A 14,755-nucleotide genomic window follows, 5' to 3' on the forward strand; every position below is an offset into this window, starting at 1 on the left:
TGGCCCGAAACAAACTGTGGGAGCGGGTTTACCCGCGAAGCGCCGCGCGGGCGGCGCTCGATCTCATAGGCGCTGCAAACTTGTCGCCTTACACCTGGCCGCCCAACCACCCTTCCAAGACACACACCCGGCGCCCCCCGTTGTCTTTACCCGCCACACCCCGCACACTCACTGCCGCCAGCCAGGAAACGGAGTCCGCAGTGCCCACGCCACGCCAGTTCAGCAAGAAAACCAGCACCAGCAACATGCTGCGGCTCAAGACCAGCGAAGGCAGCGCCCAACGCCCCTACCGGGTCGACTTCGTCCTGCTCGAACACTTCTCCATGGCCAGCTTCACCGTGGCCATGGACGTGCTGGTCACCGCCAACCTGCTGCGCGCCGACAGTTTTGCCTTCACCCCCCTGTCACTGGCCGGCGGTGACCGGGTGCTCAGCGACCTGGGCCTGGAACTGGTGGCCAGCCCGCTGGAGCCGACCGACCTGCACGACCTCGACCTGCTGGTGATCTGCGGCGGCCTGCGCACCCCGCTCAAATACCCGACCCTCGACCGCCTGCTCGGCGACTGCGCCGCCCACGGCATGACCCTGGGCGGGCTGTGGAACGGTGCCTGGTTCCTCGGCCGCGCCGGGGTGCTCGATGACTACGGTTGCAGCGTCCACCCCGAGCAGCGCGCCAGCCTCAGCGAATGCAGCCCGCAAACCCGCATCACCCCGGCCAGCTTCACCCTCGACCGTGACCGCCTCACCGCCGCCAGCCCCAACGGCGCCATGGAACTGATGCTCGGCCTGGTCCGTCGGCTGTACGGCGATGCCCTGGCCGAGGGCGTGGAAGAGATCCTGTCGTTCTCCGGCGCGCGCTATCGCCAGGTCGGCCCCGGGGCGAAGAAGTCCATGAGCCTGCACCTGCGCACCATCGTCGAGCTGATGGAAAACAACCTCGAGGAAACCCTGAGCCTCGACCAGCTCGCCGCCTACTCCGGGCGCTCGCGGCGGCAGATCGACCGGCTGTTCCAGGCCCAGCTCGGTACCTCGCCACGGCGCTACTACATGGAGCTGCGCATCACCAAGAGCCGGCGCTTGCTGCAATATTCCGACCTTTCGGTGATGGAAGTGGCAGTGGCCTGCGGTTTTGTCTCGGTGTCGCACTTCAGCAAGTGCTATGCGGCGTATTTTGGGTACCCGCCGTCACGCGAACAGCGTTTGGGCGAGTAACTCACTAGCTGCGCTCATCGAGCAGCTGCTTGATGACCCGCTCCTGCCCGTCGTAGTCGCCTTCACCGAAATGCACATGGCGCACTTGCCCCTTGCGATCGACAAAGTAGTGCGCCGGCCAGAACTGGTTACCCCAGGCATTCCAGATCCGATAGTCGTTGTCCACCGCCACCGGGTAGCCGATACCCAAGCGCTTGACCTGCTCGCGCAGGCTGGCGACATCGTGCTCGTAGTCGTACTCCGGCGTGTGCACCCCGACCACCACCAGCCCCTGGTCGGCATAGCGCCGCGCCCAGTCGTTGACATGGGGCAGGCTGCGCCGGCAGTTGATGCAGTCGTAGGTCCAGAAATCCACCAGCACCACCTTGCCCTTGAGCTGTTGTCCCCCCAGCGGTGGTGAGTTGAGCCACTGTTCGGCACCGGCCAGCGACGGCATGGGGCCGTAGTCGTCGCGTGCCAGCAGGTGGCCGGCCAGCCCCAGCCCGACAAGGGCCAGGGCCACGCCGCCAGCCTTGAGCAGGCGACCTTTGCTCCCTTTACCGCGCGGATCAGTTGTCATGGCAGCTGCTGGTGGCGTAAGTACGGTATTCAACGCTTTGCGGTTTGCCGTGGGAATCGATGTAGTCCATGCGGGTGTTGACCAGGCCACAGCCGCTGCGCTGGTCATCTTTTACCGACAGGACTTTCTTGATGTCCAGGTGGTCCCCGTAGCGATACTGCATCACGCTGCTGTCGTTCATCGAGGTGCTGCTGGCCTGGGCGGTGATGGCTCCCAGGCCAAGGATGGCGAACAGGGCGGCGCTGGTAAAAGTCTTGACGGTCATGGCATCTCTCCTGGTGCGGCTTCTTGGGTGGGGAGGTGTTGCTCCCCGGTCGAGAGCCATTTCAGCGCCGCCAGGTATCGCGCTTGTGTCCGCCCAGGCACTGAAGTGCTTGCGCCTGTATCTGCAGCCGCGCCAGATACACTGCAATACAAACCGCCGCAGGCAAGGCCGAACGCGCTCGGTACACTGCGCCCACACCCAAGACAAGGACACCCCCAGATGGAACACGTCGATCACATCCTGGTCGTTGACGACGACCGCGAGATCCGCGAACTGGTCGGCAACTACCTGAAGAAGAACGGCCTGCGCACCAGCATCGTCGCCGATGGCCGGCAGATGCGCGCCTTCCTCGAGAACAACGCCGTCGACCTGATCGTCCTCGACATCATGATGCCCGGGGACGACGGCCTGCTGCTGTGCCGCGAACTGCGTGCCGGCAAGCACCGCAACACGCCGGTGCTGATGCTGACCGCGCGCAACGATGAAACCGACCGCATCATCGGCCTGGAGATGGGCGCCGACGACTACCTGACCAAGCCCTTCTCCGCCCGCGAGCTGCTGGCACGGATCAACGCCGTGCTGCGCCGCACGCGCATGCTGCCGCCCAACCTGACCATCAGCGAAAGCAGCCGGCTGATCGCCTTCGGCCCATGGCGCCTGGACACAACCTCGCGCCACCTGCTGGACGCCGAAGGGACGCTGGTGGCGTTGTCCGGCGCCGAATACCGGCTGCTGCGGGTATTTCTCGACCACCCGCAACGGGTGCTCAGCCGCGAACAACTGCTCAACCTCACTCAAGGCCGCGAGGCCGACATCTTCGACCGCTCCATCGATTTGCTGGTCAGCCGCCTGCGCCAGCGCCTGGGCGACGACGCCCGCGAGCCCACCTGCATCAAGACCGTGCGCAGCGAGGGCTATGTGTTCTCGCTGCCAGTGCAACTGCTGGAGTCTCCGGCATGAAATGGCCGCGTACCCTCGCCTCGCGCCTGGCACTGATCTTCTTCACCGGGCTGGTGCTGGCCTACGGCCTGTCGTTCAGTCTGCAGGCGTATGAGCGCTACGTCAGCAGCCGCTCGATGATGCTCAGCAACCTGGAGCTGGACGTGTCCACCTCGGTGGCCATCCTCGACCGCCTGCCCGCCGCCGAGCGCCCGGCCTGGCTGCCGCGCCTGGAGCGGCGCACCTACCGCTACCGCCTCGACGGCGGGCTGCCTGGCGAGGCCATGCCCAGTGCCGAAGCGCCCATGGCCGCCGAGTCGATCGTCAAGGCCATCGGTGATCGCTATCAGTTGACCTTCCTCGAGATCCCCGGCCCCAACGCGCACTTCCAGGCCCACCTGCGCCTGGCCGACGGCGCGCCATTGACCATCGACGTGACCCCGGCACCGGTGCCGGTGGCCACCTGGCTGCCAGTGGTGCTGCTGATCCAGCTGCTGGTGCTGCTGCTCTGCACCTGGCTGGCGGTACGCCTGGCCATCGGCCCGCTGACCCGCCTGGTGCAGGCGGTGGACAATCTCGACCCGAACCACCCCGGCCCGCTGCTGGACGAAAGCGGCCCGCGCGAGGTGCGCTATGCCGCCGTCGCCTTCAATGCCCTGCAGGCGCGAATCGCGGCCTACCTCAAGGAACGCATGCAACTGCTTGCAGCGATCTCCCACGACCTGCAAACCCCGATCACCCGCATGAAACTGCGGGTCGAGCAGATGGACGACGGGCTGGAAAAAGACAAGCTGTGGCATGACCTCGACGCCATGGAGCATCTGGTGCGTGAAGGCGTGGCCTACGCCCGCAGCATGGACAGCGGCACCGAGGCGCCGTGCAAGGTCAACCTGGATGCCTTCCTCGACAGCCTGGTGTTCGACTACCAGGACAGCGGTGCCCGGGTCGAGCGCCGTGGCAGCACCCAGGCCACCCTGCAGGCACGGCCCCACGCCCTGCGCCGGGTGCTGGTCAACCTGGTGGACAACGCCCTGAAGTTTGCCGGTGCCGCCCAGCTTGAAGTCGGCCATGAGGGCGGCGTGACGCTGATCCGTGTACTTGACCACGGCCCGGGCATCCCTGAGGCGGAGCTCGATGAAGTACTCAAGCCGTTCTACCGGGTCGAGGGGTCGCGCAATCGCAGTACCGGCGGCACCGGGCTGGGCCTGGCCATCGCCCATCAGCTGACCCAGGCCATGGGCGGCAGCCTTACCTTGCGCAACCGCGCAGAAGGCGGGCTGTGCGCGCAGATCGAGCTGCGCTGAGCGGCCTGTGCTGGCCTCATCGCTGGCAAGCCAGCTCCCACCAAGACCGCATGAATCCAAGGCATGCACCAACCCTGTGGGAGCCGGCTTGCCGGCGATGAGGCCGCCAAGGCAAAGCTGATCTACAAACCGATACACAACCCCCAACCCGCCGACACACTGCAGATACCCCACCCCCGCAAACTCCCGGCCACAACAGAGCGACGGCACCCCGCCGTCGCCACACACTCCGGGAAACCCATCGATGAAAGCCTTGCCCAGCGGCTGGAAGCTGTTTGCCGCCCTCGCCGCCCTGACCCTGCTGATGACCGCCGCCGTACTCGCCGCCTACCCGGCGGGCGCCGAAGGCCTGCGCAGTGCCATCCGCGCCACCGCTCGCAGTTCGTTCGCGCTGTTCCTGCTGGCCTTCCTCGCCTCGTCGCTGGTCACCCTGCTGCCCGGCGCGACAAGCCGCCAGCTGATGCGTGAAAGGCGCTACCTGGGCCTGGCCTTCGCGTTTTCACACACGGTGCACGGGGCCCTCATCTACCTCTATGCCCAACGCTTCCCCGAACTGTTCTGGGCCGGGCGCACGGCGCTGGCCAACCTGCCGGGCTCGCTGGGTTACCTGTGCATCCTGCTGCTCGGCATCACCTCGTTCAAAACGCCCGCTCGCCTGCTCGGCCCGCGCCAGTGGAAGGGCCTGCACAGTACAGGGACCTGGGTGCTGGCAGCGGTGTTCTGCCTGTCGTTCTACAAGCGCATTCCTCTCGGAGGCTGGTACCCGCTGGCCTTCGCCCTGATGTTCGCAGCCATCACCCTCAAGCTCATCGCCAAGGCTGCCCTGCAACTGCGCCGCCCAGTCACGTCCCACTGATCCCAAGGAGTCCTGCCATGCTGACGCACACCCTGACCCGCCCGTTTACCGCCCTCGACCGTATCGGCAACTGGGGCGCCGACTTGCCGCTTCGGCTATTCCTGGCCTGGGAGTTCTTCGAATCGGGGCTGGAGAAATTCAACGGAGCCAACTGGTTCGCCGACTTGCAAGGGAGCTTTCCGTTCCCCTTCGACCTGCTGCCGGCGGGCCTGAACTGGCAGTTGTCGATGTGGGCCGAGCTGCTTTGCCCGCTGCTTCTGCTGTTGGGCCTGGGCACGCGACTGGCCAGCGCGGTGCTGGCGGTGGTGACGCTGGTGGCAATTGCCGCCGTGCATTGGCCGGCCGAGTGGTCAAGCCTTGCGGAGCTGGCCCAGGGCTATGCGATCAGCGACCAGGGGCATGGCAACTTCAAGCTACCGCTGATCTACCTGGTGGCGCTGCTGCCATTGCTGCTCAAAGGTTCGGGGCGTCTGAGCCTGGATCACTGGCTGTGGCGTCGGGCCTGAACCCACAAAAAAGGGCCCACGCTCGGTGAGCGTGGGCCCTGCTTTTTTACACGGCCCAGGTCAGTGCGCGGGACCGGCTTCAACCCCGCCCATCTGGCCGAAGCGCCCGGCCTGGTAATCGTCGAACGACTCTGCGATCTCCGCCTGGCTGTTCATCACGAACGGGCCGTAACCTACGATCGGCTCGTCGATCGGCTCGCCGCTGAGCAGCAGCACGCTGACGTCCTCCAGCGCGTCGATACGCAGCCCCTCACTGTCACGCTCGAACAGCACCAGGCTGGCCGGGCCGGCCTCGCGCTCGCCGTTGACCCGCAGCGTGCCGCGCAGCACCACCAGCGCCGCGTTGCGCCCGCTGGCAACCGGCAACTGCAGGCTGGCACCGGCCTTCAGGCGCAGGTCCCACACATCCATGTCGGTAAAGGTGCGGGCCGGGCCCTGGTGTTCGAGGTAGCGGCCGGCGATCACCCGTAGACTGCCCGCCTCGCCCTCCAGCGACACCACCGGGATGTCGCTGGCCAGCAGGGTCTGGTAGCCGGCGGCGGCGCGTTTGTCCTTGGCCGGCAGGTTGACCCACAACTGCACCATCTCCAGGGTGCCGCCACGCTTGGCAAAGGCCGGCGAGTGGAACTCCTCGTGAATGATGCCGCCCGCGGCGGTCATCCACTGCACGTCACCCGGGCCGATCAGGCCACCGGCGCCAGTGGAGTCACGGTGTTCCAGTTCGCCCTGATAAACGATGGTCACCGTCTCGAAACCGCGGTGCGGGTGCTGGCCGACGCCACGGCGGGCGCTGGTGGGGGCAAAGTCGTGAGGGCCGGCGTAGTCCAGCAGCAAGAACGGGCTGATATACCGGGCCAGATGGTCGTAGGTAAACAGGCTGCGCACCGGGAAACCGTCACCCACCCAGTGGGCATGGGGGCTGCGGTGGATGCCTTGAATCTTCTTCATGAGAAACCTCCTCTCGTGGATGGGCACCACGTTACAGATGAGGTTAATCGTGCGCTAGACAGCCAAATTGGCATGGATCGTTCCATGCATAGAACAATCCGACTGCACCGGCGAACGGGCCGGTGCAGCCGGCCGAGGTGTCAGGCCCCCTGCGCCTCGGCCTGCTCATGGGCCTGGCGCAAGCGCTCGCGGCTGTTGCTCAGGTGCAGACGCATGGCCATTTTCGCGCCTTCGCTGTCGTGCCGGGCAATGGCCTCGTAGATGGCTTCGTGCTCGTGCATCAGCCGGCCCATGTAGTGGGCCTGGTCGTCATGGGCCAGGCGCGCGGAGTTGAGGCGGGTGCGCGGGATGATGCTGGTGCCCAGGTGGTTGATGATATCGGCGAAGTAGTGATTGCCGCTGGCCTGGGCGATGCGCAGGTGAAACTGGAAATCCGCCGAGACCGCGTCCGAGGCGTGGGCCGCCCCTTCGTTGAGCTCGTCGAGTGCGGCGCGCATGCCAGCCAGCTGCTCGTCGCTGCGCCGCTGGGCGGCAAGCCCGGCCGACTCGATCTCAAGGGCGATACGCAGCTCCAGCACCGCCAGCACTTCGCGCAGGGTGACAACGGTGGCCGGGTCGATACGAAAACCGCCGGCGGTCGGTACGTCCAGGACGAAGGTGCCGATGCCATGGCGTGTCTCGACCTGGCCGGCGGCCTGCAGCCGCGAGATGGCTTCACGCACCACGGTCCGGCTGACGCCCTCCTCGACCATGATCTGCGATTCGGTGGGGAGCTTGTCGCCGGGTTTGAGCTGGCCGTTGCGAATGCGCTCGGTCAGCACCGTGACCAGTTCCTGCGCGAGACTGCGCGGCTTGCGCCGGGTGCGCGGCTGTACCTGCTGCTCTGTCATGCCCTGTACATCTTGTTGTGAAAGACAGGCGTGATGATAGCGCAAGCAGTTGTACGATCACATACGTGCGCTGGGGATTTCACCTTTCGTCGGCCACTGGCAGGCGACGCGACGTTATCGAATGCTGGCGAAATGCCCTGCCAGGGCGCTAGGCTGCGCGTTTGACCATGCCTACCAAGGAAGGAACCTGCATGAAGACATTCGATCGCCTGTTGCTCGCCAGCGGCCTGCTGATCCCGTTCTGGTTGCTGATCGGGGTCGCGCTGACCGCCCAGGCCTACCCCGGCTACAGCCACCTGCAACAGGCCATGAGCCAGCTCGGCGCGGTGGACGCCCCTACTCACACGCTCTCGCCATGGATCAACAACTTCCCCCTGGCATTGCTGTTCGCCCTGTTCGCCGGGGGCCTGGCGCGACGTTGGCGACAATCCAGGCTGGCGCAGCTGAGCGCGCTGCTGATCCTGCTGCATGGCGTGGGCAGCCTGGGCACCGGTTGGTTTGCCTGTGATGCCGGCTGTGCGCCGGTGACACCTTCACTGTCGCAGCAACTGCACAACCTCAGCGGGTTGCTGATGTTCCTCTCCCTGACCCTGGCCTGCGTGCTGTGGATCGGCCTCGGCCAGCGCCTGGCCCGATCGCGCGGCCTGGCCTGGTGGTCGTTGCTGTGCGCCGTGCTGGCGGTGGTCACGGTGCTGCTGATGGCGCGGGCAGCCGACAGCGGGCAACTGTTCGGCCTGTATCAGCGCCTGAACTACGGGGTTTCGCTTTTGTGGCTGGCGGCCCTGGCCCTGGTGTCGCTGCGACCCAGCCGCCACAACCCACTGCGCATGGCCATCGCCTGACGGCAAATTGCTGGCCCCCAGGCGTTTGAAGTACGGGCAAACTCCGTTTTCCTTCAGACGCTTAGGACAGCAACATGCGGGTATTTCTAGCAAGCGTAGCCGGCTGCCTGTTGGCCGTCGCCACCTTCGGCGCCCAGGCCCGGGCACTGAGCCAGAACGATCGCCAGGTATGCGGCTGGGGCGCGCAGATCGCCGCCGAGGCCCAGCAGGCCAAGCTTTCCGGGGTCACCTTGTACGCCACGCGCAAGAAGCTGCAGGCCCGCAAGTTCGCCAAACCCTGGATGCGCATGACCGCCTTCGGCATCACCGAGCAGACTTACAACAGCCGCTCGCGACTCAAGCCGGCGGCGATCAAACAGACCTACTATGAGCAGTGTGCTCAGCATGCGCTTGCCAAGCGATAAATGTTTATAAATCAATAATTTAGAAAATTATCTGAAAGTGACTTATCCGGATTTGCCCCACTCAGTGCCTATCCGGATAAATCATTTAAAATCAATAAATTACAGCCAATACATGATTTGATTTCGAGATCAATGTCGCCATGGCGCGCCATCCTTGAAACAGACTTCGAGCCAGGCCTTGAACGCCTGCATCACCGCCGTGTTCAGCCGCGCCGAAGGCCGCACCAGGTAGATCCCCGCGGCCACATCCAGTTGCCACTCCGGCAGTATCCGCACCAGCCGACCGGCCTGCAGGTCCTCGACCATCAACCAGTCGCCACCGGCGAGAATCCCCACACCCCGCCGCGCCGCCTCCAGCAGCGCTTCGTTGTCGTTGCCGCGCAGGCTGCCAGTGACCTTGACGCTCGCCTGGCGGCCCTTGGCGGTGAGATGCCACTCGGGGAACGAACGCAACCCACTGAAGCCCAGGCAGTTGTGGCTGGCCAGGTCGGCCGGCAACTGCGGCGTGCCATGCCGTGCCAGGTAGCCCGGTGCGGCGCAGAGGATGCGCAGGTGCTCGCACAGCTTGCTGGCCACCAGGCGGTTGTCGGCCAGCTCGCCTATCCGGATGGCGGCATCGAACCCCTCGCCCACCAGGTCGACGAAACGGTCGGCGTACTCGGCGTCGATCGTGACCTGCGGGTGGGCCAGCACGAAGTCCGCCAGCAGGCCGCTCAGCCAGCGCCGGCCCATGGCCGCCGGCAGCGCCAGGCGCAGGCGACCGCGTACCTGCGCGGCGCCCAGTGCAGCCTCCTGCTCGGCCTCGTCGATCAACCGGCTGGCATGGCGCAGGCGCTCCACCAGGCGCTGGCCTTCGTCGGTGAAGCGCAGCTGGCGGGTGGTGCGCTCCACCAGGCGGATGCCCAGGCGCTGCTCCAGCGCCCCCAGGCGCCGGGACAGCACCGAAGGGTGGCGCTCCAGCTGGCGCCCGGCGGCGGCGAACGAACCCTGTTCGTGCAGGGCCAGCAAGGTGGCGAGTTCGTCGGCGCGACGGCTGTCGAAGGGGTCCATGGCAAGGCTCATCCGTGATCAGGGAGTAAGGATCAGCGCCCCCTCCGACCGGCCCTGCTCCAGGTCTTCATGGGCCCTGGCCACATCGGCCAACGGGTAGCGGCGCCAGATCCGCGGCTGGATGATACCCGCGCCAAGCGCTGCCAGCACGCTTGCCGCGCGGGCCTGGTACTCCTCGACGGTGCGGGTGTGGGCAGCCAGTGACGGCCGGGTGACGAACAGCGAGCCCTTGGCGTTGAGCGTGGCGACCTCGATGGCTGCCGGCGCGCCGGAACTGCCGCCGAACGACACCAGCAGGCCGCGTGGGCGCAGGCTGTCCAGCGAAGCGTCGAGCGAAAGGCGCCCGACGCTGTCGTAGACCACATCCACGCCCTCCCCGGCGGTCAGCTCGCGCACCTCGGCGGCCAGGGTGGCGGCGTTGAACTGCAGCACCTGGTCACACCCTGCGGCCTTGGCCCGGGCCACGCTCTGTGGCCGCGACACCACACCGATGACGGTCGCCCCCAGGTGCTTGGCCCAAGGCACCATCAACTGGCCGAGCGCTCCGGCGGCGCCATAGATCAGTACCCGCGTCCCAGGGCCGACCGGGTAGGTGCTGGTCAGCAGGTATTGGGCGGTGATGCCCTTGAACAGGGTGGCGGCGGCCTGCTCTGCACTCAGGCCCGCCGGCAGCTTCACCAGCCGCTCGGCCGGGTACAGGCGTGCGCTGGCGTAACCGCCAAGCGGCCCGGTGGCATAACCCACAGGGTCGCCCACCTTCACGTTGCTCACGCCTGCGCCTACTGCGGCCACCCGTCCGGCGCCCTCCAGGCCCAAGCCACAGGGCAGCGGCAACGGCGCTCCCCCCTTGCGCTGCAGCACGTCCAGCGGGTTGACCCCGATAGCGGCCTGTTCCAGCCATACCTCGCCGGGGCCGGGTTGTTGTACCGGCAGGTCCTGCAGGTGCAGGACTTCTGTGCCGCCGGTCTGCTGCAGGACTATTCGCTTGGCCATGTTCGTTTCCTTGGGTGATTGCAAAGTCAGGCTCAGGCTAGAGCGCTGCAACAGATCGAACAATCAGGCCTGGTGCAGATGATTCATGCACCAGAAACAGTAATCACCCGAATAAAAACCGCGGCGCTTGGGCCTGGCTTCGCTGGTGGAGCTGACCACGGCCGGGCGATCAGCGCTTGCGCGCCACCACGCCATACAGCATGTCGCCGATATAGATGCCCGTACTGGCCTGGCGCTCGGCATCGAGCCGTGACTGCAGGGTTTCGATGCCTACCTGTCGAGCGCTGGCCACGCCCTGTTCGATAATCCGCGGCAGACAGGCGCGAACGATATCGGCCAAGGCGTAGCGGCTGTCGGGCGTCTGCACCAGGCATTCGGCGCGCAGGTCCTCCACCGCAAGCCCGGCCTGGCTGAAGATGCGGTGCAGGTTGAAGCCGATGTGCAGGTCGGCGCCCTCTAGCTCGAGCATGCGCTGCAGCCACTGCTGGGCCTTGCGGTGCAACGGGAAAGGTTCGCGGCTGGCCGGCGTCAGGCTGGCGTCGTGCTCCTGGAACACCATCACGCCACCCGGCAGCAAGTGCCGGGCCAGCCCCCGCACGGCCTTGAGCGGATCCGGCTGGTACATCAGCACCCGGCGCCCGACGATGGCGTCGAACAACCCCAGGGAGGCAGGCAACGCGTGCAGGTCGGCCTCGATGAACTCAGGTTGCGCAGCATCTCTTGGCACCTCGCGTTGCCGGGCGCTCTCCAGCGCACCGGCGGCCTGGTCAACGCCCACCACCGCGCCATCGCCATCCACCAGACGGGCCAGCAGCAGGCTCACCTCGCCGCTGCCGCAACCGACATCCAGCACACGCATGCCAGGACCTAGTCCGGCGTCGAGCAACAACCGCGTGGTGAAATCCGCTTTCGCAAGTACCATGCCATGCTCCTTAGCGAGGACGTGCCAGTGTGCCGAGCAACGGCCCCCTGGCACAAGGCGGATCTGGCCTATCCTTGTGCCACCCACGTCCACTGGAACTGTTCCATGCCAGCCCCACAAGATCCGCTGCTGCACAGCTGGCAGCAAAACGCCCAGGCCTGGATCGAGGCCGTGCGCAGCGGTGCTATCGAGTCCCGCCGCCAGGTCACCGACCAGGCCATCCTGCTCGCCGTGCTCGGCCGCCAGCCGCAGCGCGTGCTCGATCTTGGCTGTGGTGAAGGCTGGCTGTTGCGGGCGCTGGCCACGCGGGGTGTCGAGGCGGTCGGGGTGGATGGCGATGCAACGCTGGTAGCGGCTGCACAGGCGACGGGGGCGGCCAAGGTGCACCTGGCCAGTTATGAGCAGTTGGCCGCAGGAACGGTGGATATTGGCTGCGAGTACTCGCTGATCTGCGCCAACTTCGCGTTGCTGCACCAGGACATCATTCCTCTGCTGCACGCACTGGGCGGGCTGCTGGAGGCCCGGGGAACGCTGGTGATCCAGACCCTGCACCCGTGGACAGCGGCCGCCGGAAACTACCAGGATGGCTGGCGCGAAGAATCATTCGCCGGGTTCAGCGGCGATTGGCAGCCGATGCCTTGGTATTTCCGCACCCTGGCCAGTTGGTTGAAGGCACTGGAAATGGCCGGGTTCAGGCTGCTGGAACTGCACGAGCCGCAGCATCCGCAGAGCGCGCTGCCACAATCGTTGTTGCTGGTGGCGCAGCACGTCGGTGAGCCTGAACTCAGTGCCGTGTAGGAGTGGCTTCAGCCACGATGCAGGAACCGCGCCGGATGGCACGGGCTGCGCCCGTGTTCGCGGCTGAAGCCGCTCCCACAGGGGCTGCTACAGCGCAGGCGGGGTCAGATGCAGCACACGGTCGCGGCCGCCTTCGGCGAGCAGGTAGCCACCCTTGCCGTCCGGCACGATCGCTTGCGGCGCCTTGAGGAAGCTGAGCACGGTGTGCCGCGAGCCATCGCCGTCGACGCGCAGCAGCCGGGCACGGTGGGTGGAGTCTTCGCTGATCCACAGGCCGCGGGCATCGCAGAGCAGGAACGTCGGGTTGCGCAAACCTTCGACCACCACCGGGTCCTGGCCATCGTCGCTGAGCGCCCGAATCTTGCCGCTGGCCTTCTCGGTATACAGCAGGCGACCGTCGTTGCAGCGGGTCAGCCCTTCGGTTTCGGTCAGGCCCGAGCGCAGCACATCCAGTTGGCCGTTGCGCCAGTCGTAGCGCATCAGCCGGCCATCCCCCTTGCGGTCTTCGATCGCGTAAAGGTGTTCGCCATCGTTGTACAGGCCTTGCACATTGTTGCCCTGAAACAAGGGCATGACCTGGCCATTGCGCGACAGGCTGACCGGCGCCTCACCCACCTCTTGGCTGAACGCCCAACCGCCTTCCACGGCGACCATGCCATCGGGCTTGGATAAGCCTTCAACCAGCACCCTGCGATTACCGTCGGCATCGATCTTGATGATGCTGCCTTTGCCACCGCTGAGCTCGCGGCTCACCAGCAGGCTGCCGTCGGCCTGCGGCAGCAACGAGGCGGCCTTGTCCAGTGCGCTGTGCAGCACCTGCACACGCCAGCCATCGGCGGCCTGCACCGGGTAGAAACTCTGCCAGGCGAAAAAACCCAGGGTGCTGGCCACCAGCCCTGCGCTGGCGGCCAGGGCCAGGCGGACACCGCGCTTGCGCAGAACATGCATCATCGATTCAGCTCCTGGAAAGTGGCGCGATCGTAGCAAGGGCATGTGAAAAAAATGTCAAAGATCAACGATTGGTCGCGCATTAATAATTAACGGATATAAAAATAACAAAACAGTCTAACTAAACGACATAAACAGATTGAATCAGTCGCTGCCGGTTCCGTAGGCTGAAACCACGTTTTCCCGCCTGCTCAAGGAGCCCTGACCGTGCCTTCCCGTGCCTTCTCCCCCCTGCGTCGCCTGCTGATCGGCGGCCTGCTGGCCAGCGTTGCCAGCGCCCTCTTGCCTTGGTCCAACGCAGTTGCCGACGATGGCAAGACCCTGCGTATCGGCTATCAGAAGTTCAACAGCATCAACATTCTCAAGGGCAGCGGTGCCCTGGAAAAAGCCATGGCGCCCCAGGGCGTGAAGGTCAGCTGGCATGAGTTCGCCGCTGGCCCGCAACTGCTCGAAGCGCTGAGCACCGGCGCCATCGACCTGGGCCACGCCGCCGACGCGCCTTCGGTGTTCGCCCAGGCCGCCGGCAAGCCGGTGGTCTACCTGGCCGCCGAGCAGCCTTACCCACGCGGCATCGGCCTGGTGGTGCGTGAGCAGGACCAGATCACTTCGGTCGCCCAGCTCAAGGGCCAGCGCGTGGCCACCGGCCGCGGCTGGAACGCCCAATACCTGCTGGCCGTGGCCCTGGAACAGGCCGGCCTGAGCTACCAGGACATCACCCCGGCCTACGTCAACAACGCCGCCGATGCCGTCGCCGCGCTGCAGTCGGGCAGCGTGCAGGCCGTCACCCTGTGGGACCCGTTCCTCGCCGCCGCCGAAAAGCAGCCGGGCCTGAAAAACCTGCGCGACGGCAGCGGGTTGTCGAACAACCGCACCTTTTACCTGTCCACCGCCGACTTCGCCGACCAGCACCGCACGCTGCTCAAGACCTTCTTCGGTGAACTGGCCAAGGTCAGCCAATGGGCCAACGCCCAGCCTGGCGAGGTCGCAAGTCTGTTGTCGCCGCAACTGGGGATTGGTGCGGACGTGCTCAAGACGGCCAGCGAGCGGCGCAATTACAACGCCGTGGCCATTACTCCGCAGATCGTCGCTGAACAGCAGAAGCTGGCCGATACCTTTCAGGGGCTGGGGCTGATTCCGCGTAAGTTGAACGTTGCCGAGGCGGTTTACCCGGTTTCTGTGTTGCCCTGACAAGGATGACTTTCTAGGTGATTGGGGTGGGGCTTCTGGGTGTTCGACGAGAGCCTTTCTGCGCCTACAAGATCGAGCGCCGCCCGCGCGGCGCTCGATCTCGAAGGCGCTACAACACTTTCGCCGAACCCT

At 65.9% G+C, this 14,755-nt stretch carries 17 protein-coding genes; 9 read left to right on the top strand and 8 right to left on the bottom strand.

Features of this window, described 5'->3' with window-relative positions; translation table 11 throughout:
- Positions 1 to 200: 200 nt before the first annotated feature.
- Entirely contained in the window at positions 201 to 1,211 is a 1,011-nt protein-coding gene (locus tag F6X61_RS18110) for a GlxA family transcriptional regulator (protein ID WP_153787767.1), read from the top strand.
- Between the two features lie 4 nt (positions 1,212 to 1,215).
- Here the strand turns inward: F6X61_RS18110 and F6X61_RS18115 are convergent, their stop codons facing one another.
- The gene (locus tag F6X61_RS18115) at positions 1,216 to 1,731 is read right to left on the bottom strand and encodes a thioredoxin family protein (RefSeq protein WP_153787794.1); all 516 of its coding nucleotides are present in this window, start codon (positions 1,729 to 1,731) and stop codon (positions 1,216 to 1,218) included.
- Between the two features lie 28 nt (positions 1,732 to 1,759).
- Positions 1,760 to 2,035: a DUF2790 domain-containing protein gene (locus F6X61_RS18120; RefSeq protein ID WP_153787768.1), complete on the bottom strand. Its 276-nt coding sequence runs from the start codon at positions 2,033 to 2,035 to the stop codon at positions 1,760 to 1,762.
- Between the two features lie 219 nt (positions 2,036 to 2,254).
- On the opposite strand from F6X61_RS18120, the gene F6X61_RS18125 reads away from it, so the two are divergent.
- The 4 genes from F6X61_RS18125 (at position 2,255) to F6X61_RS18140 (ending at position 5,640) form a co-directional block, all read left to right on the top strand.
- The gene (locus F6X61_RS18125) at positions 2,255 to 2,995 is read left to right on the top strand and encodes a response regulator (RefSeq protein ID WP_110994426.1); all 741 of its coding nucleotides are present in this window, start codon (positions 2,255 to 2,257) and stop codon (positions 2,993 to 2,995) included.
- Positions 2,992 to 4,278: a HAMP domain-containing sensor histidine kinase gene (locus tag F6X61_RS18130; RefSeq protein ID WP_153787769.1), complete on the top strand. Its 1,287-nt coding sequence runs from the start codon at positions 2,992 to 2,994 to the stop codon at positions 4,276 to 4,278. The genes F6X61_RS18125 and F6X61_RS18130 overlap by 4 nt, the downstream gene beginning before the upstream one ends.
- Positions 4,279 to 4,522: 244 nt before the next feature.
- A complete protein-coding gene (locus F6X61_RS18135) occupies positions 4,523 to 5,134 on the top strand; it encodes a ferric reductase-like transmembrane domain-containing protein (RefSeq protein WP_153787770.1) in 612 nt (203 codons plus the stop codon).
- A 17-nt stretch (positions 5,135 to 5,151) separates the two neighbouring features.
- Positions 5,152 to 5,640, top strand: coding sequence for a DoxX family protein (locus F6X61_RS18140; RefSeq protein WP_153787771.1), 489 nt, complete (start codon positions 5,152 to 5,154; stop codon positions 5,638 to 5,640).
- Between the two features lie 60 nt (positions 5,641 to 5,700).
- Here the strand turns inward: F6X61_RS18140 and F6X61_RS18145 are convergent, their stop codons facing one another.
- On the bottom strand, positions 5,701 to 6,588 hold the full coding sequence (locus F6X61_RS18145; protein ID WP_153787772.1) for a pirin family protein: 888 nt from the start codon (positions 6,586 to 6,588) through the stop codon (positions 5,701 to 5,703).
- Positions 6,589 to 6,728: 140 nt separating this feature from the next.
- Complete coding sequence (locus F6X61_RS18150) at positions 6,729 to 7,478, bottom strand: FadR/GntR family transcriptional regulator (protein WP_153787773.1); 750 nt, start codon at positions 7,476 to 7,478, stop codon at positions 6,729 to 6,731.
- Positions 7,479 to 7,669: 191 nt separating this feature from the next.
- On the opposite strand from F6X61_RS18150, the gene F6X61_RS18155 reads away from it, so the two are divergent.
- Together F6X61_RS18155 and F6X61_RS18160 are read left to right on the top strand one after the other, a co-directional pair.
- A complete protein-coding gene (locus F6X61_RS18155; RefSeq protein WP_153787774.1) occupies positions 7,670 to 8,320 on the top strand; it encodes a DUF998 domain-containing protein in 651 nt (216 codons plus the stop codon).
- A gap of 74 nt (positions 8,321 to 8,394) precedes the next feature.
- The gene (locus F6X61_RS18160; RefSeq protein WP_153787775.1) at positions 8,395 to 8,724 is read left to right on the top strand and encodes a hypothetical protein; all 330 of its coding nucleotides are present in this window, start codon (positions 8,395 to 8,397) and stop codon (positions 8,722 to 8,724) included.
- A gap of 129 nt (positions 8,725 to 8,853) precedes the next feature.
- Here the strand turns inward: F6X61_RS18160 and F6X61_RS18165 are convergent, their stop codons facing one another.
- From F6X61_RS18165 to F6X61_RS18175, 3 genes are all read right to left on the bottom strand, one after another.
- The gene (locus tag F6X61_RS18165) at positions 8,854 to 9,774 is read right to left on the bottom strand and encodes a LysR family transcriptional regulator (RefSeq protein WP_153787776.1); all 921 of its coding nucleotides are present in this window, start codon (positions 9,772 to 9,774) and stop codon (positions 8,854 to 8,856) included.
- A gap of 18 nt (positions 9,775 to 9,792) precedes the next feature.
- Entirely contained in the window at positions 9,793 to 10,767 is a 975-nt protein-coding gene (locus tag F6X61_RS18170) for a quinone oxidoreductase (protein WP_153787777.1), read from the bottom strand.
- A 169-nt stretch (positions 10,768 to 10,936) separates the two neighbouring features.
- A complete protein-coding gene (locus F6X61_RS18175; protein WP_153787778.1) occupies positions 10,937 to 11,689 on the bottom strand; it encodes a class I SAM-dependent methyltransferase in 753 nt (250 codons plus the stop codon).
- Between the two features lie 105 nt (positions 11,690 to 11,794).
- On the opposite strand from F6X61_RS18175, the gene F6X61_RS18180 reads away from it, so the two are divergent.
- Positions 11,795 to 12,487 (top strand): bifunctional 2-polyprenyl-6-hydroxyphenol methylase/3-demethylubiquinol 3-O-methyltransferase UbiG, encoded by a 693-nt coding sequence (locus tag F6X61_RS18180; RefSeq protein ID WP_153787779.1) that lies wholly within the window; start codon positions 11,795 to 11,797, stop codon positions 12,485 to 12,487.
- A gap of 87 nt (positions 12,488 to 12,574) precedes the next feature.
- Here F6X61_RS18180 and F6X61_RS18185 read toward each other — a convergent pair whose 3' ends face one another.
- Positions 12,575 to 13,438 (bottom strand): hypothetical protein, encoded by an 864-nt coding sequence (locus F6X61_RS18185; RefSeq protein ID WP_153787780.1) that lies wholly within the window; start codon positions 13,436 to 13,438, stop codon positions 12,575 to 12,577.
- 204 nt (positions 13,439 to 13,642) lie between these two features.
- Between F6X61_RS18185 and F6X61_RS18190 the strand changes: the two genes are divergently transcribed.
- Entirely contained in the window at positions 13,643 to 14,623 is a 981-nt protein-coding gene (locus tag F6X61_RS18190; protein ID WP_153787781.1) for an aliphatic sulfonate ABC transporter substrate-binding protein, read from the top strand.
- The last annotated feature ends 132 nt before the right edge of the window (positions 14,624 to 14,755 follow it).

Source organism: Pseudomonas sp. EMN2, from assembly GCF_009650555.1.
Classification (GTDB): domain Bacteria; phylum Pseudomonadota; class Gammaproteobacteria; order Pseudomonadales; family Pseudomonadaceae; genus Aquipseudomonas; species Aquipseudomonas sichuanensis.

Excerpts from the sequence above, each read along its gene's own strand:
- F6X61_RS18145 (WP_153787772.1), bottom strand. The coding sequence starts at position 6,588 with ATGAAGAAGATTCAAGGCATCCACCGCAGCCCCCATGCCCACTGGGTG.
- F6X61_RS18150 (WP_153787773.1), bottom strand. The coding sequence starts at position 7,478 with ATGACAGAGCAGCAGGTACAGCCGCGCACCCGGCGCAAGCCGCGCAGT.
- F6X61_RS18170 (WP_153787777.1), bottom strand. The coding sequence starts at position 10,767 with ATGGCCAAGCGAATAGTCCTGCAGCAGACCGGCGGCACAGAAGTCCTG.
- F6X61_RS18165 (WP_153787776.1), bottom strand. The coding sequence starts at position 9,774 with ATGGACCCCTTCGACAGCCGTCGCGCCGACGAACTCGCCACCTTGCTG.
- F6X61_RS18160 (WP_153787775.1), top strand. The coding sequence starts at position 8,395 with ATGCGGGTATTTCTAGCAAGCGTAGCCGGCTGCCTGTTGGCCGTCGCC.
- F6X61_RS18140 (WP_153787771.1), top strand. The coding sequence starts at position 5,152 with ATGCTGACGCACACCCTGACCCGCCCGTTTACCGCCCTCGACCGTATC.
- F6X61_RS18125 (WP_110994426.1), top strand. The coding sequence starts at position 2,255 with ATGGAACACGTCGATCACATCCTGGTCGTTGACGACGACCGCGAGATC.
- F6X61_RS18130 (WP_153787769.1), top strand. The coding sequence starts at position 2,992 with ATGAAATGGCCGCGTACCCTCGCCTCGCGCCTGGCACTGATCTTCTTC.
- F6X61_RS18120 (WP_153787768.1), bottom strand. The coding sequence starts at position 2,035 with ATGACCGTCAAGACTTTTACCAGCGCCGCCCTGTTCGCCATCCTTGGC.
- F6X61_RS18180 (WP_153787779.1), top strand. The coding sequence starts at position 11,795 with ATGCCAGCCCCACAAGATCCGCTGCTGCACAGCTGGCAGCAAAACGCC.
- F6X61_RS18135 (WP_153787770.1), top strand. The coding sequence starts at position 4,523 with ATGAAAGCCTTGCCCAGCGGCTGGAAGCTGTTTGCCGCCCTCGCCGCC.
- F6X61_RS18185 (WP_153787780.1), bottom strand. The coding sequence starts at position 13,438 with ATGATGCATGTTCTGCGCAAGCGCGGTGTCCGCCTGGCCCTGGCCGCC.
- F6X61_RS18175 (WP_153787778.1), bottom strand. The coding sequence starts at position 11,689 with ATGGTACTTGCGAAAGCGGATTTCACCACGCGGTTGTTGCTCGACGCC.
- F6X61_RS18155 (WP_153787774.1), top strand. The coding sequence starts at position 7,670 with ATGAAGACATTCGATCGCCTGTTGCTCGCCAGCGGCCTGCTGATCCCG.